A 26138-nucleotide genomic window follows, 5' to 3' on the forward strand; every position below is an offset into this window, starting at 1 on the left:
ACATAGGTTCAGCTATGTCTCTATATGTTGAATATTTATTTATTTTTTATAAACTTGCTTGCCACCCGGTTGCCATTGGGCAATTCAACCACAAGCAAATATGTAGCAGCACCTTGTTTTGACACATCAATGGGTATTTTATTTTGCCCAGTTGTTAATGCTTTTTCCAATTTGCTTACTATCCTGCCAGTAATATCTTGTATACTTATCCTTGCTACTGTGTTTGGCTCTGCGACATTGATAACAGCATATAATTTATTACCAACGGGATTTGGGTAAATGCTCACCAAGCTTAGCGGCTGCAATACATTGGTAATGGAAACGATAGTAGAATAACTGGTTTTGCCATCCCTGTCTTTTTGCAGCAGGCGGTAATATCCAATGCCATTCAATGGGGCATCATCGGTAAAACTATACTCATTGCCATTGGTCCCATTTGCAGTTTCCTCAGCCACATACCCAATTGCTTGGAAGTTTTCGCCATTGGCTGAGCGCTGCACCTCAAAACCTACATTTTCGACTTCTTGGTTTACAATCCAATTAAGAAAGTTTTTCCCTGATGTTGACTTGCCAGAAAAATTTAAAAAATTAACGGGCAAAGGAGTATAGTTGGTGCAATAGCCAAAGGATACCACAGGCCTTCTTTCATTGGCAATAGTTAAAATATTACCTATCGTATTGCTGCCAAGAGCACTTAGGGTTTTAAAAGCATTGGCCATTCCAGGGAATTTAGTAGTGTTGTACAAAGGCTGCGTTCCGCCATTGTCATAATACCAATTGATGTCCGTGCCACCAGCCAATCGTTTCTTTTGTACATAATCTATAAAAACCCCAATGTGATTGCCCGTATACGTAAACGGCGTTTGGAAACTGAGCGTGCGCCAGCCGCCCCCATTGCCAATAAAAGCCGTAGCATCCCCTTGATACACCAAGGTAGCAGGGTTAGCCGAGCCCGGCAAAATGGTTGTCCAGTCAAAAGCACCTGTTCCCAAATTATCGGTGGCTTCGTTCCTAAGATAAACCTTTATGATACTACTGTCTGGCGCTATTTGTAAACTAGTGGTTTTATTGGTAGGTGATATTTGGTTGGCTCTTCTAAATTGCAAACTCGTAATAATGGCATTGGCGGGGATATCTTTGAATAAAGTATCGGGGTAAACGATGGCTTTGCGGCTTTGTGGGTTTATAGAATCGGGCTTGCTATCAAATGGGCCAAATAAAGTGGTGGCGCTGCCTTCGCCCGTGCCATTGCCGTTGCCCAATATTTTTGACCGCAACCCAACATTGCAAGTATTTAGGCTGTCCTTGTAATTAGATTCATAAGCCCCTATATCCACGATGGAACCGATAGGCCTAGCATTGCCGCTAAAATCAGTAGGGTAAGTATGAGTATTGCTGCCATTATTAATTGCAAAACTGCCCGGCTTTAAATGAAAGTCGGCCACGGCAGGATCCAAAGAAGGATTTACAAACCCTGGGTCCTGAAACAAACTATGTGTATCGGTATAGGTGAAAGGATTGCCCTCATAGTAAATGTTGTAATCGTAGGTTATATGTGTGTTTCGTTTTCCGCCAATTACATTTTTGCCAGGGCGCACCACAAAAATATTGTTGTAAACATTGATGCTGTCAGCATCATAGCTAAAAAAAGTGCCGCCTCCATTTTCAGGGGTTGCGCTGTTTAAGTAAGAAATATTGTTATAAAAATCTACATGGTTATTATTTAAAGAGTGAATTCCGGAGCCACCATTATTATAGCAAATGTTGTTTGCAACCAAAGCCCTACCATAAAAACCTGACCTAGGAACATCGAGGATGATACCGTTACCGTCAGACATGGTACAATAGAGGCGTGTAAGCACATATTGCCTATTATTGTAACAAACGTTGTTTTTTACGATTATGCGATAGTTGGTTTTATTGCTATCGGAATTATAACAATTATTAATGGCAATACCGCTGAGGCCAAAAGGTGTGTACCAAGCATTATTATATACAATATTTCCCACCACGGTTATATAATCGGTTTGCACAAACTGAATGCCGGTTGCAGCGCAATCATGTGCCACGTTGTTGCTAATAACAATGTGGTGGCAACCTGGCCCTGTAGTATCAAGGGAACCTACTATAATACCACTTCCATTGTATTTAGGGATAAAGTTGACGGAAGTGGCTATTTGACCAGGAACAGGGCATACTGGTGCTGTTTTTGCAATAGTTGTATCTTTAGCCAAAGAGAGCTTTACCCCATAGCCAACAACTTCCAATCCATTGATGGTAATATAATTGGCACCTTGACTTACCCTAATAAGCGCATATGTGGTGCTATCAGATACTATTTTAGGCTTATGGCCGGGATAGTTAGTATATACAATTTGTCCAGTGGCACTACCCGTTCTTGAAATATTAAAACCAGCATAGCTACCATTCATGATAAAAACGGTATCGCCGGCATTGGTTTTGTCGGCCGCTTTCTGAACAGTTTTAAAAGCACGAGCAACACTCAGGCCGTTATAATTGTTGTTACCCTTGGCAGAATCGATATAATAATTGGTAGCGTGCGCACCAAAAAAGGCAATCATACAAGCAATTAGGAAGCAATGTTTTTTCATTTCTTTTTATGTTATATTTATAAATCCATGGCAACTACCTAGTTTATTATTTCACCCCTCGCTATCCACTGGCTTGCTGCCCCACCAAGTGGCTATCAGCGAAAAAGTAGTATTCATAATAGGTCCGTTTACGGCTGGTGCCAAGCCTACAGTGGCTATCTTGCCCATCTGTACGGCAATACCCGATGCTAGACCTCCATTTTGCATACCAACTTCAATAGCCACTGTACGGGCGTTTAATTTGGACAAGCCAAACAACCTGCTACCAAAATAACCCAGCATCAAGCCAACTGTCATGTGCAGGAACATGGCAAAAACCAGTGCAACGCCCACATGTAGCAAGTTCTCTCTGCCAGCAGCCGTGATGATAATAATGATGCAAGCAATACCAGCCATGGAAATTTTAGGCATCACCTTATCTATCCACAATGCCCTTTTATGGAAAAACTGGTTAACAAAAACCCCAATGAATATGGGTACGATAACCAGTTTCAATATATCCAAAAGCATGTCTATAAAATTTACAGGTACAAATTGACCGCCCAATAATTTCATCAGCAAAGGGGTCATCAAAGGGGCTAACAAAGTAGAAACGGCAGTGATGGTTACTGACAACGCAAGGTTTGCCTTGGCAATAAATGCAATTACATTGCTGGCCAGCCCACTGGGCATACATCCTACTAGCACCACGCCCGCCGCTATTTCTGGTGGGAAGCCAAACACTTTGGCAATGGCAAAAGCCACCATGGGCATAATGGTGTAATGGCAGAACACCCCTACAAAAACTGCTTTGGGCATTTTTAGTACCCCTTGCAAATCGTGCCAGCTCATGGTGCACCCCACCCCAAACGTGATAATTTGCAACAATGGCACAATCAGTTTTTTCAACTGAAAATCACCTAGGGTGGTGAAATACTGAGGGTATGTCATGGAAATGGTTACCGCACCGAGGATGACGATGGTATAGGCAAATTTTTGCAACTGCGCCACCTGCATAAAAGCAGCAGCTAGCAATAGCCAAAACAAGCTAAGCGTAAGTCCTCCATGAGTGTAGCTGCCCTGCACAAAAAAAACGGAGGCCGTTATTAATGCTATGCCTGCCACTGCAAGCGAACTATTTTTGATTGTTGTTTTCACTTGTTATAATTTTAAGTCCATTTGTTGCAATGCCGCATTGATGATGGCCAATTCCGCTGGCGTTAGGGTAAACGATGCGGCTTTTACATTGTCCAGCATTTGTTCCGCATTCCTTGCACCTACCAATACTGAAGTAATGGCTGGCTGTTGCATAGTCCAGTTGATGGCCAATTGTGCTAGGCTCACCTGCCTTTCATCGGCAATGGATTGTACAGATGCAAGTAGCTTCATTATCTCGCTGTGGTTGTGTTCCTTGAAATATACATTGTTGGGGCGGTGGTCGCCATCGTTGAACTTGTGGCCAGGTTTTATTTTGCCAGTCAGCAACCCTTTTTGCAGGGATGTATGCGGCAAAATACCAATACCATTTTCCAAGCAAAAAGGGACTAATTCTTTTTCAATGCCTCGGTTCACCATGCTGTAGCCCACTTGGTTGGTGGCAACAGGCAAAACAGCAATGGCTTTCTTCAATAAATCCACAGGGCAATTGCAAACGCCTGCCGCCCTTATTTTCCCTTGGTCTTTTAGTATTTGCAGGGCTTCCATGGTTTCTTCTATAGGCGTAGTACTGTCTGGCCAGTGCATTTGCAATAGGTCTATATAGTCTGTCTGCAACCTTTTCAGGCTTCGATCACATTCCTCAATCACGCTCTGCTTGCCATTGAATTTATATACTTTTACAGGCTTGCCATCGTTGTCGTTGGTGTCAAAAGCAAAATCGCCCGTGTTTACATCCCACCGCATCCCAAACTTGGTAAGCAGTTGTACTTTGCTGCGCTTGCCTTTTATGGTATTGCCCACTACATTTTCGCTATGCCCCATGCCATAAACGGGTGCTGTGTCTATGGTTGTAATGCCATTGTCCAAAGCCGTTTCTATGGCTCTGATGGCTTCGCCTTCATCGGCTCCGCCCCAAAACCAGCCACCAATGGCAAAGGCCCCATAAGTGATAGGCGACAATAAAATATCTGTTCCGGGTAATTGTTTTGTGTGCATTCTGTTTTTGTTGTTTATTATTAATAAAAGTCTTTGGGCGTATTGCATACCCCCTACACCAACCTTTCGAAAATTAATTTCCCATATCCTGCCAATTCATTGTCCTGTATGAGCGCATCGCCATCCCCCATTTTGCCTTTCCTGCCACTTACCGCAATACCGCCAATTATTTGCCCCTCAAACTCAATAACCACCCCACCCGTGAAACAGGTAAAGTTTTCGTCTGTCCAGTTGCGCATGTCAAAATCAATGTATTCTGAGTTCTTTTTGGTGGATGCCCATTGGATGGTGTCTTTTTTCCCTATCACTGCCGAGTAGGCTTTTGATTGAACCAATTTGATGCTGGCAGGCATTACATTGTCCATCGCGGTAAAAGCAACGAGTCGGCCTGCATAATCTACTACAGCAACGGCAACTGGAGCACCCCCATCTACGGATGCTTTTTCTATTATTGCGGCTACTATTTTAGCTGCTTCTTGGTGAGATATTGAAATAATATGTGTTGGCATAGTATTATAACTGATTTAAATGATTTGAATGATTTGAATGATTCATGTAATTATAGCTTTTGACTTAAGCAAGGGAAAAAAGAAAGAAAACATAGTTATTAACTCCTTATCTATTTTATACTAAATAGACGTTCGAAACAATATAAAATACTATTTTTCTATTTTTTCTTTTTCATACTATGTGTCTTATATACCTATATGATGAGTAACAACTAGTCAACTTCTATGTATTTTTATACTTAAAACGTAAAACACCCTTACCTTGTCATTTCATCTGCTGCTACTATAATAATTCCAACGGCAAAACCTCTAAAGTTTTGATCCATCAAATTCACTTTTTTCTCTTCCGCAGGCACAGCCCATCCTGTATAAACATTGTGTAGGATACCTTGGGCATCCACGCTTTGCTTGATATATTCCCAGCCCTTGTTGCAGAAACCATCATAATTTTTTGGCAACCATCCTTTGCGCATCCCTTCCTTTACCGATGCCAACACCATTGCCATGCCAGTAACTTCCTCTGGGGAGGATGGGTCGTTTACCAACACATGGAAAGCACCACTCTTGGTTTGGTATTTCACGGCACTGTCTGCAATCAGTTTCATGGTGGCAGCAGCCTCTTTAAAATAAGGATGGCTTTGCGGCAGGTAGCGCAGCAGGCCACTGATGGCCCATATCAACCAGCCTTGTGAGCGGCACCAGTAAGTAGTGCCCTTCTCGCCTTTGAACAGGCCTGTGCGGACAAGGTTTTTATCGCTATCGAAGAAATATTTTATGCCTTGGCTTAGCTGGTAAATAGACTGTTTCCAATATACCTCAGCCACATCTGGTTTGCTTAATGATGCAGCAATGGCGTTGGCACGTGTAGCCCAATAGGCTGTATCGGGTATGGCAAAATTGATATAGTTGTAATCATCGTGTGCCAGCATACCAAACCTGTCCCTGCCTGCGTAATGCAAAATGGCATCTGCCACGTCTATGCAAACCTGCCTGGCAATTTTACTTTTGTTGATATTGTACAATTCATGCACCGGGAAAGAAACACCAAGGTTGGCAGAGTATAGCACGAAAGTAAGTGGGCCATCCCTCAATATCCTGGCGTGTGGCCCGTCGTATTGCTTATAATATTCCTCATCGGTCATCTTGCCATCGTTTTCCACATGGTAGTTGAACCAGTTGCTTGCATAATCTAGCCCATCCTTATAGCCCCGTTTTGCAAAGCGCAACAGGCCTTCTACTTGAATCGTCCCGTCCCAGTCGGTATTTACATTTTTGTATTCGAGTTTCAATACATTTTTAATCAACTGCTTTATATTGTCTGGCAAGGCAGCGGGCATGCCTTTGTCTTCCAAGGGCGAATCGACTAAAAATTGATTGCTAACTTTGCTGTTCGCTATTACTGGCGTCAACATGCCACCTGTGGCAACGGATAACAATAAACCTGCAAAATCCCTTCTTTCCATAATTTTTGTTTATTTACTATTAATGATTTTAATTTTTATAGGGTTTGCCAACCGTTCTGCGGTTTGTGCCAAATAATTTTCAAACCCTTCGGCTGCGCTGAAACGTGCATCTGTTTTTTCCCAACAGGCAAAAAAGTAAATGGCTTTTTTCTGGGAATGCTTCATTGCCACATAAGATGTGTTGGGTATAACGGATGCAGTATCGGCAGTCATGTTGCCCACATAATCAGCCGATGGAAACATGATGGCGACCCCCAATTGGGTATTTGTTCCCTCTGCCTGTGGCCCATAAGTAGAAATGGAACTGAACAGGGCATTGTGCTTTTTGTACACTACTTTATCAATGCCAAAATTGGCAATGCCCGCAATTAGCTTTTGCTTGCTGGCCAAAGCAAGCGCAATATCATTTTTATAGTAATAATTGCCTTTGGCCATGGAGATGGTTTCGCTGCCATTTTTTTTGCCTTTCGCAACATCCCAGTTAGTGAACCCGAGTTTAAAAGCTGCCTGCAAAGCACCTTTGTACAGCACTTGGAAAGTACTGGTATCTGCATCGCCCAAGCGGTATATCTGCTTGTTTTCCTCCACAGCCAAACCACCAGCACCTAGTGAATTACCAGTATGGAATATATCCATGCCCCAAGGCTGCAGTTTGTGCCAACTGGCGCCCACGCCCACTTTTTCAAGTATGGGCGTATCTACTATTTTGCCATAAATATCCTCGCTGTTCCTATAATCAAAAAATGCCCTAAAGGCCACTTTATCGTTTTCTATACCCGGGCCTTCAATTTGGTAATAGGGTTTTGCTATATTTTGCACGAAGCCCCTTTTCCTTATGGCATAAGGTATTTCCGGCGTAGGCGAATCCATATCTGACCGAAGGCTAAGGCGTATATTTGTATATCGCTTGGATACCGCTTCTTTTGCAGCCCAGCTAAGTTGAAGGGTATCTGCTCCATGTGCGGAAAGGCTTACTTCAACCAATAATTCATCCCACTTCCCATCGTTGTCCGTATCGATTATTTGGGTAGCCAATTGCTTATTGCCCTTTTTCACAATGGGGAACAAGCCTTTTTTCACTTTCCCCAATGTAGTTTTTTTGATACTGATAATTTCCTTTTCCCTTTTAAAAGAAGCTGGGTTGGAAATAATGATTTGCGTAGCAAAAACAACATTGCCCATCATCCCTGCAAGCAAAAGCAAAAGGATACCTTTCTTACATGGAAGAACCGGTATTTGAATTGATATTTTAATAATTCCCTTCATTTTATACCGTTGATTAAAATGATTTGATTGATTTTAATGATTGTTACTAAATTAGGGCATCTTCTTCCCTCAAAACTTTGTGCCTCTTTGTGTATTCGTGCCTTCGTGACAGATTAAATAAACTTTCATCTGAGTAATAACCTTTATTCTACAGTCAACACCGTTTTAAAGTAATCTGCTGAAGACTTACCTACCATTATCTCAAACTCCCCAGGTTCAACGGTATATTTCATGTTGTAGTCCCAAAAAGCGAGTTTAGACTTATCGATAACAAAGCTTATTTTTTTTGTTTGGCCAGCCTCTAAACTAAAACGCTCGAATCCCTTTAGCTCCATCACGGGGCGGGTAACAGAAGCCACTTTTTGATGGATATACAATTCTGCTATTTCATCCCCTTTCAGCTTGCCTGTGTTGGTTACATCTATTGAAACGGTTATGGATCCATCTGCCTTCATTTTATCGGCAGACAATTGCATGTTTGAATAAGCAAAATTGGTGTAGCTCAACCCATAACCAAACTGATAAAGTGGTTGCACGTCTTGGGAAACATAATTGGCAAATTGGGCTGAAGGCTTATGGTTGTAATACATGGGCAGTTGCCCTGCCGATTTAGGAATAGTAATCGTAAGCTTGCCAGATGGGTTTACATCCCCAAAAAGGATGTCAGCAGCGGCGGAGCCTGTTTCCTGCCCCATATACCAGCCCTCTAGGATGGCGGGCACATGCTTGGCAATGTAGTTGATGCTTAAAGGCCGCCCATTCATTAGGTAAACAACCACAGGCTTCCCGGTAGCTAGCATGGCCTCTACCAATTCTTCCTGCTCGCCAATCAAGTCTAGGGTCATGTCGTCGCCAACATGCTCCTTGGTCCAAGCTTCCCTGCAAAGCTGCTCGGCTTCCCCAACTGCTACTACTATTACTTCGGCATCCTTGGCTACTTCAACGGCTTGTTTTATTAATTTCAGGTTCTCTTCACGGGATGTGAATTTCACATCATTGGTTTGCCAGTTAAACTGGCTAGTGCCCACGCTATCAACTATTTTGCATCCTTGTGCAAACAATACTTCCGTGCCTTTGCCTAATTTGCTTTTTATCCCTTCCAAAATGGTAATTTTTTGGTAAGGCTCGCCCGAATAGCCGCCTGTAAAAACATTGTTGGCACAAGGGCCAACCACTGCAATTTTCTTATACTTTCCCTTCCCAAGTGGCAAAAGATTGTTTTTATTCTTTAATAAAACGATTGATTCTTGTGCAGCTTTCAATGCCAAAGCCCTAGCTTTTTCATCTTTACTTACCTTGATGGCGTCATTTACATCTGTATATGGATTTTCAAACAAGCCCATCTGAAACTTTAAACGAAGTGCCTTGTATACTCCCGTATCTATATCCGCTTGCTTCACTTTGCCTTCTTTTACCAATGCTGGCAGGTAGAGATAGCCTTTGGGCGTAGGGAATTCATATTCCACCCCTGAATTGAACGCTTTGCAGGCAGCATCTTTCAAGTCTTTTGCTACAAGGTGCTTCTCAAACAATTCATCTATTGCGCCATAGTCTGAAACGAGCATCCCTTTATAGCCCCAATCATGCCTAACTATGGTTTTCAAAAGCCAATCATTATTATGCGATGGTTTACCATCTACCTCGTTATACGATGGCATAATGGCAACTGGGTTAGCTTCTTCGACAGCTGCCTTAAAAGGCGGAAAATGAAACTCACGCAAAACCCGCTCAGAAAAATTGCCAGGTGCTTGGTTGATGCCCCCCTCTGGTTGCCCGTGGCCACAAAAGTGCTTCAAAGTAGCCGCAACATGGCCTGGCGCAACAATTCCTGTTGCACTGCCCTGCAACCCTTTTACCGCTGCAACTGCATAGCGGCCATTCAGGTAAGGGTCTTCGCCGTAGGTTTCTTCCACGCGGCCCCAACGGGGGTCTCGGCAAACATCTATTACTGGCGACAAAACATGGTGTCCACCCCGGGAGCGCATCTCATGTGCCACGGCAGTATATACATTTTCAAACAAATCTGTATCCCAAGAGCAAGCAAGCCCAATGGCCATTGGAAAAGAAGTAGCTTCTGGCTTCATCAGCCCATGTTGCCCCTCATCTACAAACATTGCTGGTATCCCCCATTTGGTTTGTTCTTTTAGATATTTCTGAATGAGGTTCCTAGATTGTACCGTTGTTTTTATATCTACAAATTGCGGCTGCACAGATAATAACCCTTTCCCTAAAATTTTTCTTGCAGTAGCGGTATCAGCAAAAAAGGCCTCATCAAAAGCATAGGGGTGGCCGCTCCATTCCGCATATAATTGTGCTACTTTATCTTCCAAGCTCATCCTGCCCAACAAATCTTTTGCACGCGCTTCAGGAGGCAGTTTTGCATTTTTGTATTTGAGACTGCTTGCTTGCTGCCCAAAAGAAAACACATAAGCCATCACCATCATTACTACTAAAACTTCTTTCTTCATTTTTGTTCAATTAATTGTAACTCGCTCTATGAGCCTTGTAGCCTCGTAGCCCTACCATGCTGTTTATAGCAACAAAAACGCTATCTAACTTCTCATAAAGCCTTCTACTCCACCACCAACGTACTGATAGAATGTGCCAAGCTATTGGCTTCCACCATCTTGTTGCTGATAATAAGGTGGTATGGCATAGGTTCATTGGTGGCATTCATCACCACCACTACCAATTTACCATCAGGGTTAATAAAAGACGTAGCCAGCAGTTTATCCCTGTTGGTGGTTACTGCTACCCTTTTTGCACCAGAATGGATAAATTTTGAAAGATGCCCGATGTAGTAGTAGCAATTGGTGTAGAGTAGCTGCCCGTTCCTAGTATCGGCCATGATGGGCGAAAACGTAAAATTGCTTACATGGTTGGGGCCGCCTGTCTCGTCCAGCAAAATATTCCAGTCTGTCCAGCCCACGGTGCCAGCGTTAAAGTCATTGATCATGGAATAACCATACTTCTCCCCTAGTTTCCAGTTGTAAATGCTGTCGAAATTGAAACGTTCTATGCAGCCTTCCGTAAACAATAAATTTTTGTTGGGGAAGCTTTCTTTTACTCGTTTTACATTGTCGAACTGCATGGCATTTCCTGTCCATGTCTCGTACCAATGGTAGCCGATGCCCCAAACATATTTGGCAGCGGCAGGGTCGTTCAGTATCACACTTGCCCTTTGTGGCAAAAGGTCGCGGTTATGGTCCCAAGCAATTAGTTTTTTATTGCTCAGGCCTGCTTTTTCAATGGTTGGTCCTAGGTATTGCTTGATAAAGTCCCTTTCTTCTTCCGCCGTGTAAACGCAGGATTCCCAGCGTTGGCTTGCCATAGGCTCGTTCTGCACGGTAAAACCCCAAACTGGCACGCCTTCTTTTGCATAAGCCTTAATGAATTTTACATAGTAGTTAGCCCAAGATTGCTTGTATTGCTGCAAGAGTTTCCCGCCGTGGAGTATGTCGTTGTTGCTTTTCATCCAAGCAGGTGGGCTCCAAGGGCTGGCAAACAAGGTAAGCTGACCACCTGCTGCTGCAATGGCTTGTTTTATCAGTGGTAGCTTGTATTGCTTGTCGTGCTTGATATTAAATGTGGAAAGACTGCTGTCTTTTTCGTCAACATAAGTGTACATATCGCTCGAAAAATCGCAACTGTTCATATTCACCCTGCCAAGCGTATAGCCGATACCGTCTTTTTTATCGTAATAGGCTTTCAGTACTTCCTGCTGCTTTTCCCTGGGCAGTTTGGCTAGTGTTTCTGCTGCGGCATCTGTCAATGCACCGCCAATGCCAAGCATGGTTTGGAAGGTGTGCAAGGGATCTACATATACAAATATTTCTGTTTCGGTTGGCTGCACGGCATCCTTAAATTGCAGTGCGCCTGTTGCAGACAATTTTAAATTGGTATTGCTAGCTGTGGTATATACCGTTACTGCTTTATTGCGCAGGTTGTATTTGCCGGCAGGTTGTGCAAACGATTGACAAATGGCGATGCAACTGCCAGTAAAAAGGAGCGAGTAAAGAAGTTTATTTTTTTTCATAATCGTTATTTATTATTACTCACCATATATAGCCAGATAGTAAGAAACTTAAAAAATGTAATTGCCGCATTATCATAAAGAACAACATAGGCTATTCAAAACAGCTGTTTTTTTTTTGTAAAATCTATCTAATCCTACAACCTATGTTGAACTTTTTATTTTATCAAGATTCTTTCATACCTAATAAATCAATGCGCCTATGTATCTATGTAGACAAATTAAATCAGCAACACCCTTATTTTTGAAAGCTTACTTTCCATTTATATGCTTTCGTCTCTTTGCTTTTCAACACCAATTCATATATTGAATTTTCTTTGTCGATAAGTTTAAATGAGTTTGTGGCATCCTCGGCAGTAGCGGTTTTTACCTTATACCCATTCGTAGCAATAATTACTTTGTATTCTTCACCGCCAATTAATTTTGAAGTACCCCCCAATTCTTTTTTGGCTGCATCCCAAGCTGGGTATTTGGCCATGTCAAGGTAGCCTTGCAGGATATGCCTATCGGTAGATAAAAACTGAGGCACTTCCTTTGCTTCATGAACAGCCATTACCCTTGCTTCTCCTGGCCTTAATTCTTGTTCTAATTTGGAACTTCCTTCCAATTTGCCCACAAACTTCCAATTCCAGAAATCGAATACATAGTATTTTTTGGCTGTATCCAAAGCAAGCCCACCATCATCGGTATTGTCTCCCAATGGCACATTCACCACTGCTGATACCATTTTTTTAGGGATGAACTGTTTATTGTCTGGCCAATAAGCCATCACGTCCGTAGGCCACTCTTCCCCTTCAATTTCTGTGTTATAGAAGGTAACGATATGCCAGTCTGGGTTTATTTTAAAGTCATATACTTGGGGGTATAGCTTGCCTGTAAACGCATCAATTGGTCTTGCACTAGCAGTTGGGGCTGCGAGCAATGGTACTGCCCTAGACAAAGCATATATCATTTTGCTGTCCATTTTTTCAAAGTATTTCCCTATTTCCATTCTCCCGCTGGTTGTATAAGTCATGGTAATGGCAGCCTTCCATCCATCTAGGGTATTGGTTGGGTAAACATGGCTTGGATTAATGGGGTCGCAGTCGTAGTTGGTTACCACCCTGTTTTTGTACCAGCGCAAGCCTGTTTTGGTTACCCTGCCAGGATACACCCTATCATTGTCTCCTTCTGTCCTTTGGGTAGTAATCACCCCCAAAGCAATATCGCCATAAGGAGGGATACGCTCTTGCACATCCCTTTTAGGCCCGAGGCCTACATAGGCTAGTTTAAAAATATTGCGATAGGCAGAAGTGGTAGTGGCATATTTGTCTTCAAAACCACCATCGTAAGACCAACCAGTTTCGGGATAGTCGAACTTGATGCCTTGCACACCTCCGCTTTTCAGATTTTTATATACATCCTTCATGTGGTTAATAAACCCTGTGTCTGTAAAATCATACGTCCAATAAATTGCTGTGGAGTCGCCACTTCTTCCCCACCAACCCACTGGCCCTTTTGAACGTTTGTGGTACGGATCATTAAAAAGGATATGATTGGGGTATTGAAGGCAATAATCTTCCGAACGCTTGGATGTCTGGCAATAAATAAAAGGCACGCCATTCATTTCATATACCTTTTTCCCCCATTTTTCTATTGTTTCATAAGGTGGCAGTAATTGCCCACTTTTATACATTTGCCAATGTTTGTTATCCCACCACCCCTGCTGGTTGTTGGGCAATGAATAATCGTCTGGCTCTAGCCTTAAACCAACGGGCGAATATTTCAAGAAACCTGTTTTGGTTACTTCTTCCATTTCTTCAATAGTACCTAAAGTATTGTCCCTGAATTTATCGCCACCAAATTTTGCAACAAAGCAATACCAAAAATTGAGGATTGGTATGGTAACGCCGCTTACATCAGAATGGTTGGCATTCTTTAAAGCCAACCCGTATTTTTCAAGTGCTTCAAACCTATTGTCTGTAGTAAAATCCACATAAAATTTATCTTTAAGTATGTACCTACTCTTTGCATCTACCAATTTCCCAATTGGATCCTCGCCTTTCAACTCTACTTCCAAAAAATCATTTTTTTTGATAACAGAAGCATACTTCTGAAATTCATTATAGGTTAGGCCACCTATTACAAGAGACCTTTTCTTTTCACCCTTTTTACCAAATGTAGCCAACAGGTTGTTCAGCGATTTTAAGGTGTCTTTTGTTGCAACAGTTGTAAAAGCAAAGCCATTCTCCCCATCCAATGCTTTGTAATCATCAAAAGAAACGCCTTTGTAGGCAATACCTTTCAACGGAAAAAACCGCATAATACGGATATTGGTGTCGCTCGTGTTTTCAATGCCCAAGTTCAATGCAATTGCGCCATTGTCTTTGTATATAAACACTTCTAGTATTAGGGAAGGCACACCTGCTTTTTTGCCTTCGATGGTTATTTTGTTGCCCGTACCTAACTCATCTTTGATAGGCTGAGCATCCCATGCAAATGTGTAGCCCTGATTGGAAGCGTATTTATTGATTTGAAAAGTTGCGTTTTCAATACAAGCTTGATTTGTACGCTTGTCTGTAATCGAGAACTTGCCTTGCTGGGCATTAAAGCTGAATGAAACCAAACTGTTGTCCCATTTAGGGTTTTGATTAACTTGGCAAATGCCTGTTTGGATTGATAGCAACATAAAAAAAAATACGTTGCAGATAGTAACTGTTCTTTTCATAAATATATATTTACCGTTTATTTGAATTGTTTAAAAGCTTATTTCTTAACCGAAAACAACCACTCCAAAAGCCCCGGCTCGTCAAAGGTTTTGTCCCAGCAGTTGTGCCCTGTGTTGGGATATAATGTAAACTTCACGGGAATTTGCAATGCCTGCATGGCCGACACCATGTTTTTACTATACGCTGGATATACTACATTGTCGTCTGCACCATGGAAAACCCACCAACTGGCATGTTTTAATTTGGGAGCAATGCCCACATTGGCACCGCCACAGATAGGGAAAGCTGCGGCAAACAGTTTAGGGTTCCTACGTACTATTTCAAAAGTACCCATGCCACCTAAAGAGAGTCCGCCGACATATACTTGCTTTTTATTTATGGGATATTCGTGTATTATTTTTCTTACCAACTTTTGAACAAGCACCATATCCCTTGTTGGTTTGCCTCCGATAAAAAAGGTACGCTTAGGTTTGCCTGAAGTATCCCTTTCACCAATAGCATTAGCCCAAGTGCCATTGGGGGAGCATTGTGGGAACACCACAATAGCAGGGTAACCTTTTCGGATACTGTCCCTTAAAAACAACGACCCACCGTGGATTAGTTGTGCCTTATTATCTGTCCCCCTTTCGCCGCTGCCGTGCATGAAAAGAATAAGGGGATATATTTTTTTAAAATTGAAATCTTCTGGCAACAATAAACGGTAAGGCATAGTATCCCCTCTACTAATCAATAGCCGCTCTTTGTAAAGGGAATAATCCTGTGCAAAAGCGTGGCTAACAAGGATGATAAGGAATAACGAAAACAATATTTTTTTTGCCATATTCTATACTTTATTAATGGATAATCTTACTATAAAAAACTATACAGTTTTAGGCTTTACCATTTATACATACTAAATCTTTAAACCCGTTTCTTTTAATGGTCATTTTTTTCCAATGGGCTGGCAGGTTTGCCTTGCCCTTTAACACCCCCTCCTCCCCAATTTTTATACCGCCAAACCCAAAAATGACTGTTTGCAAAATGCCCCCGTAGCCTGTGCAAAAGGAGGAAACATTATTGGTTGGCCGCTCAGTAAAAATGCCAAAAGGAGGTTTCAAATTAGGCCTATATGCTTTTAGGAAAAGTGTATAGGCTTTTTCCGTATCGCCCAATTGCGCGTAGCAACCAGCGAGTACACTGTAACTCATGGATGGCCCATTGGGGTTGATAAGCGGTTCATAATATTCCAAATCTTTCCTGATGGTCATTTTATTTGTTACAAAGCCCATGGGGAAAGCTAATAAATTCACGTCGGCTTGTTTAATTATCCTTCCATCCTGCCAATTGCTATTCTGTAGGGTAAAGCCGTCTTTATGTTGTAAGATAATAATGTTATCAGCTATTTTTTTCCACTCTAAGTTTACAGGTTCATTCAATTGCTTTGCATATTTCGTGGCATTGTTCAATGCTATTTTCACGGCAGCGTTCGTAAAAGCATCGTCATTTACATCTTCAAAATATTCATCGGGTCCAACAACGTTGTTGATATGATATTTCCCAAAAGCATCTTTACTAACCCTTGACAGCCAAAAGTTTGCAGCTTCCCTTATTATTGGGAACCCTTTTTGCCTTAGCCACCATTTATCCTTGCTTATTTTATAATAATCAGCAGCAGCATTTGCCACATCTGCCGTAATGTGATGCTCGGTCATGTCAAGCTTATAGTTGATGCTTGTACATTCATTGCCCTCCAAATCAGACTCCCAAGCATACATGGCTCCTTTATAACCAAACTGTGCAGCCCTTTTTTGGGATTGAGCCAATGTATTGAAGCGGAAATCTATAATTGAATGGGCAAGTTCTGGCTGCAAGACAAGCAAGGGTGGGAACATCCAGGTATCGGCATCCCAAAAAATATGGGCACCCCATTCGTTTGCAATGCCACAAGGAGGGATGCTTAACTGAAAGCCTTCGGCAATTGAGGAATACAAAGTATATAAACCATTCCGTATATCCAGTTGCACTTGGGTATCGCCATCTATTACAATATCGCTTTCCCACAATTTTGCCCAGCTTTTTTTGTGTGCTTCCAATTGGTGCTGAAAGCCCAAATGATACTCCCGGCCGCAGATACGGATAGCGTCATTGTACGGGTCGCTGCTGAAATTGGAATGTTGAAAAGAACTCAATAAACAAAAGTGGTACTTCTCCCCTTTCTTCAACGAGACCTTAAAAGACAATTGTTGGGAGAAGCTGTCTGGTCTTGCATATTCCAATATGGGTGTCTGGCCCTCAAAATAAAAAGTATTAGCCCCTGCCACTTGAGCTAACCCAGATTCAGTTGGGAAGCCGGTACTCATAACCGGCAACACATCCTTGGCCTGGGAGCTTAGTTTGTACATCTTGAAATTGAAAGTGGGCTTGTAAAGCCCTTGGCTTTGCTGCCTATTTGGAATATTGATACCATTCTGCACCCTAAATTCAATTGCTTCTTTTGCTTCAAATTCAAAAATTTCCATTGCGGCCACTGGCAGGTTTCGCAAAGCCATTAGTTGTGTCTTTATGCTTAGTACATTGTCATATTCATAAGTCGTTGCTAAAATGCCTTCTTTTAGGTTTAGGCTTTGCTGCCAGTTTTTAACTTTACTGCCATAAACCAGTTCCTCGCCGTTTTTTAAAATTATTTTTATACCCAATGGATTATAATCGTCAATTAGGTGTATATAACTTTTTGAAAGGGGGAAATCGTACAACCCATTAATTGTAACAGTTGTAGCCCCTAACCCATCTCGTTGGCTTCGGATACCAATGATGCCATTTCCAAGGTAGGCAGGTGTATAATTACTGCTTGTATCGGTAGCCACAATTGCCCACTCTTTATTTCCTTCCGCGACATGTTGAGCAAACCCTGTGGTTGAACACAAGGCTACACATCCCATGCTTACGAGGGAGAATAAAAAGTTTTTACTTATAAAAAAGGGCAATCCCATATTTTGAAATTTCTATTTGCTAACCCTCCACGGGTTGCACCCGTGGCTACTTTTGTTCAACCCTTTCAGGGTTTTTGACGAATTACTTAACTTTACAATGCACCTAGACTAGTAGGTTTTATAGACCTTATAGGTTAATGTTTATTGTTCATAAGCACCCCTATCCCTACCCTTGCCTTTTGGGCGTGGCTTGCCTTGCAAATCGGTGGCCTGAGGCACATCGTTTGAAGCCGAGCTAAGTGCAGGGCTTCCTGCTTTCAAATGAAAATCGGCTGTTAACCTGTCGAAATAAGCATTCACAAACTGTGGGTCGGCCACTATGTCATTGGGTGCATTGAATAAATCCTGCGGTATTGGGTATATATTATAATCCCAGCGTATATTCTTGTTCTTATTATTGCCAGTTACTTTACAGCCTGGCCTAGGCACTATGATATTGTTCAGGAAAACAATATCTTCAGAACTATTGGCAAACATATCTGGGTAGCCTACCACCTCCCCATTGTGATAAACCGTGTTGTTGATAACATCCACATATTTTGTACGGAACGTGTGTATTCCTGAACCGCCATTAAATGCGCTTACATTGTTGGCAACCAAGGCACGGCCTTTCCATTCTGGGCGTTTTGGTTTCGCATTGGCGGCACTGTCGCCAGGTTTAATCACTTTATCGTTGTTCATGTTGGTGGCACCATTTTGCTCTTGGTCGGTTACGTCTAAGATAATACCATTGCCATCGCTCAAACGCCCAATTTTTTCCCAAGACACCATGGTTTTGTTATTCCAGCAATAATTGCGTTGGATGATATTGTGATAGCCTGGGGCATCGTCAAAAGCCCAGTTGTCCAATGTTGAAATGCCCGAGCCGCCATAACGCATGTACCAAGCATTTTCATATACTTTACAATCCTCTATTGTGATATAATCTGTTTCTATGGCTATAATGCCGCCTCCAGGGCATTTGCCTACGGTGCAGTTGCGCACAATTACATGGTGCGGCTTGTCGTCTGGCGTATGCCCGCGGCCATTTACAAAAATACCGTTTGTGTTAAAGTGCGGGTCAGCAGCCTTGTTTTTAGAGTCTTCCTGTGCCTTGAGCAACACGATGGAATCGTTAGCGCCAATTACGGTAATGCCATCTATAATATGGTATGAGCCACCTACTTGTATGCCAGCCCACCCGCCGGGGTGTATTTCGGGATGCTCACCTTTTTCTGCCTTCCAAGTAATCCATGCGTCTTTGGTGCCAGAGCTTTTAATGTATAAAACCGCACTACCGCTTGACCTATTCGCATTTGAATAATTGCCATTACCAATTAATACCACATCGCCTGGCTTTACCAAGTCGGCAGCTTTTTGCAATGTGCGAAAGGCTGTTGCTACTGTCTTCCCATTGTTGGCATCATCACCAGCCGCTGATACATGCCATGTTGTTTGAGCCATAAGAAGACTGCTGGCTGACAGCAACAAGGAAAAAATAAACATTACATTTTTGTGAGTCATCATTTCTGTTTGATTTATATCTGTTTAATTCAATAATTTCACTACTACCGTTTGCCCATTGCTGGTAAGCACTGCTTTCGAGGCAACTTGCTTCCCTCCTTTTTTATTTACAACTACCTCATACTCACCGTTAAAACCCCTTATTGTATAAGTGCCATCTTTATTGGTTTGCCCAGCAGTGTTGGTTGCCCATGTTTTGCTCACCAACTCGGTAAAGGCTTTCCCTTCTGGGCGGATGTTCCAGTCTTTGTCCCAAAGGGCTGATGCAGGTATCCAGTGTTCAGGTTCCCAAAAGCCCCATTGCATGATGCCTATAGTAGATGGGTGGCTGAATATGGCGGTGAAAAAATCCTTTATATACCTGGCTTTAAAATCATCGTCATCGCTGGAAATATCAAATTCCGAGATTTGTATTGGCAAGCCCAATGAACCAAAATGATCCAGCCTTTCCAAAACGTAATCAATGACCGGAGGCGTGCCGCCTATATGCGATTGCTCGCCAATGGCATCTATTTCAGCGCCTTTGTCTTTCAAGAACTTAATGATATTATAAAAACTTTCGCTGCCCACATTCAGGCCATGGAACATGGTATAATCATTCAGGAACAGTTGCACGCCGGATGTACGTTCCCTGGCAGCTTTAAACCAATCGACCATTACATCCTTGCCCAGCAGTTTCAGGAAAGCATCATGGGCATAAGGCTCGTTCACGACGTCCCACTCTGTAAATTGGCCTTTCATTACATCCGTTTCTTGTACAATATCTTTTATAATGGCAGCCCGCAAAGCAGCAGTATCGTTTTTATAATGGATTAAATGACCTGAATTTTGCCAAGAGGGCCACACCATCACATGCCCACGGGCTGGTATATTGTGCTGCCTAAGCCAGTTGTTAGCTAATATGGTTTTGTTATGATCGGTTTTTGCCCAGTTTTTGGACTTCATTTCGTTTTCAAAAACCACTTTATTAAAATACTTTAGTAATGTATCCCTGTATTTTTTATAACTAGGGTTGGTGCTGTCCAATATTAATTTGGAGTTAGTTGCTGTACCCCATCCGTAAGCAATTTTTTTCATGGTCACAGCCACCGTTGCACCTGTTACTGGCTTCCCGTTTTTGTCAACCACTTTCACGGTTAAATCGCCCTTCCTGTATTTTTCTATCCTTTCGGCAGCCGCTTTTCGCCATGGTGCATCTGGCGAGTCGCCATCGTAATGCACGGTTGTGCGTGGCAACTGGGCTATGGTTGCTTTATGCTGGTAATTCACCAACGAAAAACCGCCCAATTCAAAAACCTGTGGGAAACTGCCACATTTTATTACTAATGACAACTCTCCTTTTTCCACGTCCCTAGCAGCTACAAAGGGGATTTGCACCAACGACCAACCTGTGCCAAAGGACATACCTCTTTCAAACAAAGGCGGCCAGTTGTATTTGCCGCCAATTGTCCTGTCCAAGGAAATTTCCATGAACGATTCCCCTGTTTCTTTTTTGCTTTGCAGGCTACGGGTATAAAAAGAAAGGGACAATACATCGCCCGTTTTCACCACGGCATCTAGGTTGCAGCGCAAGGTGAAATTGTCTTTGCCAGTTGGGTTTAGGGTAGATATATGGTAGGCTTTTGCAAATGGCTGGCTAGTGGTGCTTACCAATTGCACAAATGCAGGCGTTTTGAACAAAGCAGTATCATTTGGTAGCAAAGCAATACCAGCAGGAAGCTGGGCATGTGCATGGGTTGCAAACACAAAGCCAATCAATAGCAATAAAGAATATGATAAATTTTTACTCATTTTAATAGTTGTTTCTTATTTTTTCAAACCCGTTAAATCCGATTCTACACTAATAATGCCTTCGCCTGCACTCACTTTAGCTGAAAAATTATCGCCTAGTTCAATGCTTCCTGTTGTTTTAACAGCTATCTCTTTTGGAATGCCTTTGCAATAGTTGTTCACCAATCCCAAGCTGCCTGCGCTATTGAATACGCAATTAGCAAAACTGATAGTTGTTTTTGGGTAAGCATCAAAATCTGAAGCCCTTGTAAATTCTACGCCGTTGCCTTGCAAGGATGAATTGCGGATGGCAATAAAGTCGCATGGGGCCGAAATACCGACGAGTGCTTTTTTATTCGTGCTTATTACCCTGATGTTTTCCAACGAGATGCCACTTAGCACTGGCACTGGTGCACCATTATAGTAGGAATGCGAATAATTATTGGCATAGCTCATTAGTTGGAACGGCACACGCACGCTTTCCAAAAAAATATCCCTGAACGTTATGTTCTTTACGGAGGCTGTATGGAAAGTATCGGTTTGGTGCAGCATCCATTTGATGCCGTCAATTTCCATAGACCCTTGACTAAATGTGGGCGGGTTAATTGACTCGTACGATTTTCCGTCCATTACGGCCAACACCCTGTATATCCTCCCGTTGCAAACCACTGCATCGCCATGCCTTACCTTTATCCCGGGCTTCCAATCTACCCAAGCTGCAGGTACTATCTTGGCAAAAGCACCTTCTAGTTTCTCGGCTTTTAGGTCGTAACAGTTTTCTATCACGCCATCTTCAATATCGCCTAGCTCAGGGTTGCCAGAAATCCAATCGCCAGCGGCTAGTGCAATGGCATCGTCAGCCGTTTGAAAAACGCAATTGCTTATCCTAAACCTTTTCCCCCTGCCAAGGTGGATGGCATCTTTTTTCCCTATAATTATTACATCATTGATCAAGAAATCTTCAAAAGTACAAACCTGTATGCAGAACTGGCCAGACGCCAAATCAGTACACCTGAACCTTTCTATTTTTAAGTCTTTCACCCAGATAAAAGATATTTGACCACGATCCCCATAGATTTCGCCCATCCAAGTATCAACGCCATTTACTTTAAGGGTAAGTCCTGTGATGGATATATGGTAATTATAGGTTTTGCTCAAAGCCCCTTTGTTCAGTAGCACATAGCCAAACTTGCCATTCTCTGCCGATTTTTCCACGGAAGTGCCATCGCCAAACACCAATGAAGTGTTGTCGCCGATATAGACAGTTCCCGCCACTTTGTAAGTGCCGATTTTACTAATAATGATTGTACCGCCTTTATCAACAGCAGTTTGCAAGGCTTTGGTGTTATGTACACCCGTTTCGTTGGGCAAAAACCCAAAGTCGGCGGCATCTGCAAAGCCGTTTGAGGCAAACACAGTACTAGTTGTTATCAATAATCCAACTAATAATAATAAGGAAATTTTCATATTGTCTATTTATATAGGATTTTAACTGTTATTGCTTTTGACAGTAAATATTTTCATTGCCCTTTTTTACTAATTCAAATTAAACCGGACACCTTCTTTGTTCTTGGGTATCACTTCGCCTTTAAATATTTTTTTGGTTTCAATTCTTTGCTTATTGTAAACTTTTAAATTCCTGAAAACCATTTTGGAGCGTAACATGCAGCGGATGGCTATACGCCCAAAATCGAGTACTGGGCCATTGTTGGTAAACCCATCATCTGTACAATCGAACATGACAACGCCATCAATGGCACCAACCAACTTGTTGTCTATCTGCAAAAACTGGAGCTTGTGCCAAGTATCTTTTGCCAAAGGCGCACTTCGGGAAGCGAATGCCAATGGATAATTCCATGGTTGTTTCATAAAAGCAGAGTTGTCTAAATCGTTCCGCATATCTCCCATTTCACGATAATATTCCCAATGGTAGCTACGTACGTCTTCGCCATAAATCATCACCATGCGCCCACTTTTCCTTAGCGGGTAATCAGCCATAAAATCTTCACGGTTCATGCCAGAAGCCTGCGTTAACAATAGGCTCAAACCACCCGGGCGCAAAACCTTGTATTCGTATTCCACATACAAATCGCCTTCAAATGGCTTCTTTGTCCATATATACATTTGAGAATCAAGTACAGCACTATTCATTTCTTTGTTCACTGTTTCTATTAGTAGCCCCTCCTTCGTGATAGCTACTTGCACTGGTTTCCCTTGAATGTAAAAGCTATCAAGGTCTGTAGGTTTTGTTAGCGGCAGGTTCAATTTTGGTTGCCAACTTGCATCTACTTTCCAAGCAAAGGGCTTTCTGTTTTTGCCTGCATATACATATTGCAATTCCTGCTCCAAGGCTGCATCGTGTTTGGTATCTTCTTTTTTAAAGAGGCTGTACAATTCTTTTTCAGAAAGGTTAGTATTGTAAAACTTTATATCACTATAACAAAACGTTGGGTTGCCCAAGTACAAAGATGTGTTTATTGAATCCCGATGTAGTTTAGTAGTCCTATATTGGTCTTCTTTGCCAATGGATATGCCATTAACATACATGCGGTACTCGTCTTTTTCATAATCCCAAGTAAGGGCAAAATTGTACCATGTACGCCTTTTAAAGCCAAAATGGCTTACTGAAATCAATGCTTTATGGGGAAGGTTAAATGCGTTCTCGTACAATTTGTCTTTGCCAAAAAGCGCAATCAAATTGGGATGCCAAGCATTCATCCAAACCATTTTAAAGTTAGCATTAATAATATCTTGTGGGTCGGCACAATCCGTTAACAAAGGGTACATCGTCCAATAGGGATTGCTAATAGCCATGGAAGGTTTTGGGTTGGAAGTACCCAAATCTTCTAATGACATTACCCATAAGGAAACCGTTCCTCTATTGGCTTTTATGTTATGTGCCTTTAATTGCAACACGCTGTGGATGCTTGTCATGTTAAGCCCTTCACGGCCATCCAATTTTACTACCCTTGCTGGCCCCTTCAATTGTAGCGATGTTGTATCACTTAAAGAAAAATCGTTCAGGTAACTAAACGCAGGCTTTTGAGAAAATACCAACGAGCAGACCACGGTGCAACAAATAATTACCAACCAGCTTTTGATAGTTGCCTGTTTATAAAAAATTGCTGAGCCTTTTGATTTTATTGAACCCATTATTTATTTTTTTTGTTTATTTTAAATATTGTAAAAAATCATTCTTCATCAACTGCACATTTATTTTATTATATACTTTAATTAACCTTTGCGTGTTTTCAGGTGGTGTTTGCACTCGGGAAATTGTTGCAAATGTGGGTTTCACAAAAGCTTCTACCAATGCCAAATCCCACAAAGTACGAATGGTATCTTGTGGGTTTGTTTCTTCCCAGCGTTGCTTCAGCATTTTCTCAACAGGCACATCATCTTTCAAAAACTTGTATAAATAATCCTTTTTAAATTGGTAGGGAAATGCAATGTTCGTAGGCATTAATACCAAATCAACTGAGGGATTGTCTAGCAAATAATCAAATGCGTTTAAGTCATTCCTTATATTGAACTCGCTTTTGTTCCATGCCCCTTTTTCAATGTTATATTTTGCACCTAAAGCATAGCAAACTATTTTTTGGGCAATCGAATTATCCAATGAAATGGCAGAGGCAATATTGGTTAACGCGCCCAAACTAATGACCACTAATTTTTCATTTTTTGTCAATTTTTTTACCGCTTCAATAATCCCTTTTGCTGCATCAGAACTTCTAGCTTCTTTGCCACCCCATGCCCGACCCATTTGCCTGTCTGCACCAAGGGGATGAGGGATAGATAATTTCCCCATTGCCTTTAATAAATCTTCATTTAGTTGCTGGGATATTGCTGCTGTATTTATCCCTTTGGTAGCATATTGATTCCATTTTTCAAAAGCAACCAAATCTGCATTGTTAAAGTGTGCCGAGCTTACCCCTACCAGTTTAATAGAAGGTTCCCCCAACAACCGAAAAAGAGCATAAATATCATCTGTCTCGTTTCCGGAATCGGCATCCACCCAAACCTTTTGCTGTTGCCCATAACAAGGAAAGCAGCAAGTTGCTGCTATCATTGCGATGCCTAATAATTTAAAAAAAGAAATTTTCATCCTGTCTAATAATATTCCTTGTTTTTCTCTACATCCAACACTTTTACCTAATTTTTCGCCATAATAATCAACCCAATACCTATTATATACAGCAATAACATCAAGTATAAATTGCGGTAGGTTTTCTTGGAGGCATTAGAAAATTCCTTCCAAATAAAAATGCCCCAAATGGCGGCAATAACGGTGGCGCCTTGACCTAAGCCATAAGAAATCGCAGGGCCTGCTTTGCCCGAAGCGATGATATTGAAAGACATACCAATATGCCAAATGATACCGCCTAGAATGCCCACCAAATGATCTTTGGCAGAGCCTTTAAAATAATCGCCGATGCTTAGTTTAGTGCCTGAAAAAGGGAAACGCATCAACAACCCATTAAACAGGAAATTGCTTGCTACCAAGCCAACTGCAAAAAACACCAAAGCCGTGTATGGCGTTAGCTTGCCAGCTTCAGGCACATCAAAATCTGCTACCATGGATACTGCCACATACTTATAAAAAAAGCCCATCAACACACCCGCAATTATGGCAATAACCAATCCTTTTACCGAGAAAGAGGCAGTGCCTTTATTTACTTGCCTGTACGCATTGGCATTCAACAAAATGGCAACCGCAATCAATGAAACGCCGCCAAACAACAGCGTAGCATTGCCTTGTGGGTTGCCCAAATAATTTACAATCACGCCCAATATTAAAGCGATGCCGATGCCTACGGGAAAGGCTACACTCATGCCAGCCAAGGCGATAGCCGATACCAATAATATATTGGCCAGGTTAAATACGATGCCACCAATAAAGGCAGATATTAAATTCGCATTATCAGCCTGCTTCATATCTTCCAAAAATGCCCTGCCAGATGCACCACTGCTACCTATGGTAAACGCCATGATCAACGACAGGATAAGGATGCCAAAAGCATAATCCCAATAAAACAATTCAAACCGCCAACCCGGGGAACTAAGTTTGGTGGTATTGGCCCAAGACCCCCAGCAAAACATGGTGATGATACACAGAAGAATAGCAGTTGAATAAGAATGAATGACAAACATGGTTGTATATTATTTAAGATG

General features: G+C 42.0%; 17 protein-coding genes. All 17 read right to left on the minus strand.

Annotation, left to right across the window (positions count from 1 at the left end; translation table 11 throughout):
* Positions 1–35: 35 nt before the first annotated feature.
* Positions 36–2612 carry a choice-of-anchor Q domain-containing protein gene (locus ACHFIY_RS07795; protein WP_410845515.1) on the minus strand — a complete coding sequence of 859 codons (2577 nt, stop codon included), beginning with the start codon at positions 2610–2612 and terminating at the stop codon, positions 36–38.
* Between the two features lie 51 nt (positions 2613–2663).
* Complete coding sequence (locus ACHFIY_RS07800; protein WP_410845516.1) at positions 2664–3749, minus strand: bile acid:sodium symporter family protein; 1086 nt, start codon at positions 3747–3749, stop codon at positions 2664–2666.
* Between the two features lie 3 nt (positions 3750–3752).
* Entirely contained in the window at positions 3753–4745 is a 993-nt protein-coding gene (locus ACHFIY_RS07805; RefSeq protein ID WP_410845517.1) for an aldo/keto reductase, read from the minus strand.
* A gap of 53 nt (positions 4746–4798) precedes the next feature.
* The gene (locus ACHFIY_RS07810) at positions 4799–5254 is read right to left on the minus strand and encodes a GlcG/HbpS family heme-binding protein (RefSeq protein ID WP_410845518.1); all 456 of its coding nucleotides are present in this window, start codon (positions 5252–5254) and stop codon (positions 4799–4801) included.
* Positions 5255–5511: 257 nt separating this feature from the next.
* Positions 5512–6717 (minus strand): glycoside hydrolase family 88 protein, encoded by a 1206-nt coding sequence (locus tag ACHFIY_RS07815; protein WP_410845519.1) that lies wholly within the window; start codon positions 6715–6717, stop codon positions 5512–5514.
* Positions 6718–6726: 9 nt separating this feature from the next.
* Entirely contained in the window at positions 6727–7983 is a 1257-nt protein-coding gene (locus tag ACHFIY_RS07820) for a DUF4861 family protein (RefSeq protein WP_410845520.1), read from the minus strand.
* 143 nt (positions 7984–8126) lie between these two features.
* The gene (locus ACHFIY_RS07825; protein WP_410845521.1) at positions 8127–10451 is read right to left on the minus strand and encodes a glycoside hydrolase family 3 N-terminal domain-containing protein; all 2325 of its coding nucleotides are present in this window, start codon (positions 10449–10451) and stop codon (positions 8127–8129) included.
* A gap of 104 nt (positions 10452–10555) precedes the next feature.
* Positions 10556–12019 carry a glycoside hydrolase family 30 protein gene (locus tag ACHFIY_RS07830; RefSeq protein ID WP_410845522.1) on the minus strand — a complete coding sequence of 488 codons (1464 nt, stop codon included), beginning with the start codon at positions 12017–12019 and terminating at the stop codon, positions 10556–10558.
* 235 nt (positions 12020–12254) lie between these two features.
* Positions 12255–14723, minus strand: coding sequence for a hypothetical protein (locus ACHFIY_RS07835; RefSeq protein ID WP_410845523.1), 2469 nt, complete (start codon positions 14721–14723; stop codon positions 12255–12257).
* A gap of 38 nt (positions 14724–14761) precedes the next feature.
* Positions 14762–15544, minus strand: coding sequence for a carboxylesterase family protein (locus ACHFIY_RS07840; RefSeq protein WP_410845524.1), 783 nt, complete (start codon positions 15542–15544; stop codon positions 14762–14764).
* Between the two features lie 49 nt (positions 15545–15593).
* Positions 15594–17567 carry a glycosyl hydrolase family 95 catalytic domain-containing protein gene (locus ACHFIY_RS07845; RefSeq protein WP_410845525.1) on the minus strand — a complete coding sequence of 658 codons (1974 nt, stop codon included), beginning with the start codon at positions 17565–17567 and terminating at the stop codon, positions 15594–15596.
* Positions 17568–17834: 267 nt separating this feature from the next.
* Positions 17835–19199 carry a right-handed parallel beta-helix repeat-containing protein gene (locus ACHFIY_RS07850; protein WP_410845526.1) on the minus strand — a complete coding sequence of 455 codons (1365 nt, stop codon included), beginning with the start codon at positions 19197–19199 and terminating at the stop codon, positions 17835–17837.
* A 21-nt stretch (positions 19200–19220) separates the two neighbouring features.
* Entirely contained in the window at positions 19221–20987 is a 1767-nt protein-coding gene (locus ACHFIY_RS07855) for an endo-1,4-beta-xylanase (protein WP_410845527.1), read from the minus strand.
* A gap of 15 nt (positions 20988–21002) precedes the next feature.
* Positions 21003–22433 carry a glycoside hydrolase family protein gene (locus tag ACHFIY_RS07860; RefSeq protein ID WP_410845528.1) on the minus strand — a complete coding sequence of 477 codons (1431 nt, stop codon included), beginning with the start codon at positions 22431–22433 and terminating at the stop codon, positions 21003–21005.
* Between the two features lie 69 nt (positions 22434–22502).
* Positions 22503–24119: a DUF1961 family protein gene (locus ACHFIY_RS07865; protein ID WP_410845529.1), complete on the minus strand. Its 1617-nt coding sequence runs from the start codon at positions 24117–24119 to the stop codon at positions 22503–22505.
* 16 nt (positions 24120–24135) lie between these two features.
* Entirely contained in the window at positions 24136–25035 is a 900-nt protein-coding gene (locus ACHFIY_RS07870) for a nucleoside hydrolase (RefSeq protein ID WP_410845530.1), read from the minus strand.
* Between the two features lie 83 nt (positions 25036–25118).
* A complete protein-coding gene (locus ACHFIY_RS07875) occupies positions 25119–26117 on the minus strand; it encodes a GRP family sugar transporter (RefSeq protein ID WP_410845531.1) in 999 nt (332 codons plus the stop codon).
* Between the last annotated feature and the right edge of the window lie 21 nt (positions 26118–26138).

The sequence above is a fragment of the Parasediminibacterium schistidii genome (assembly GCF_046546515.1).
Classification (GTDB): domain Bacteria; phylum Bacteroidota; class Bacteroidia; order Chitinophagales; family Chitinophagaceae; genus Parasediminibacterium.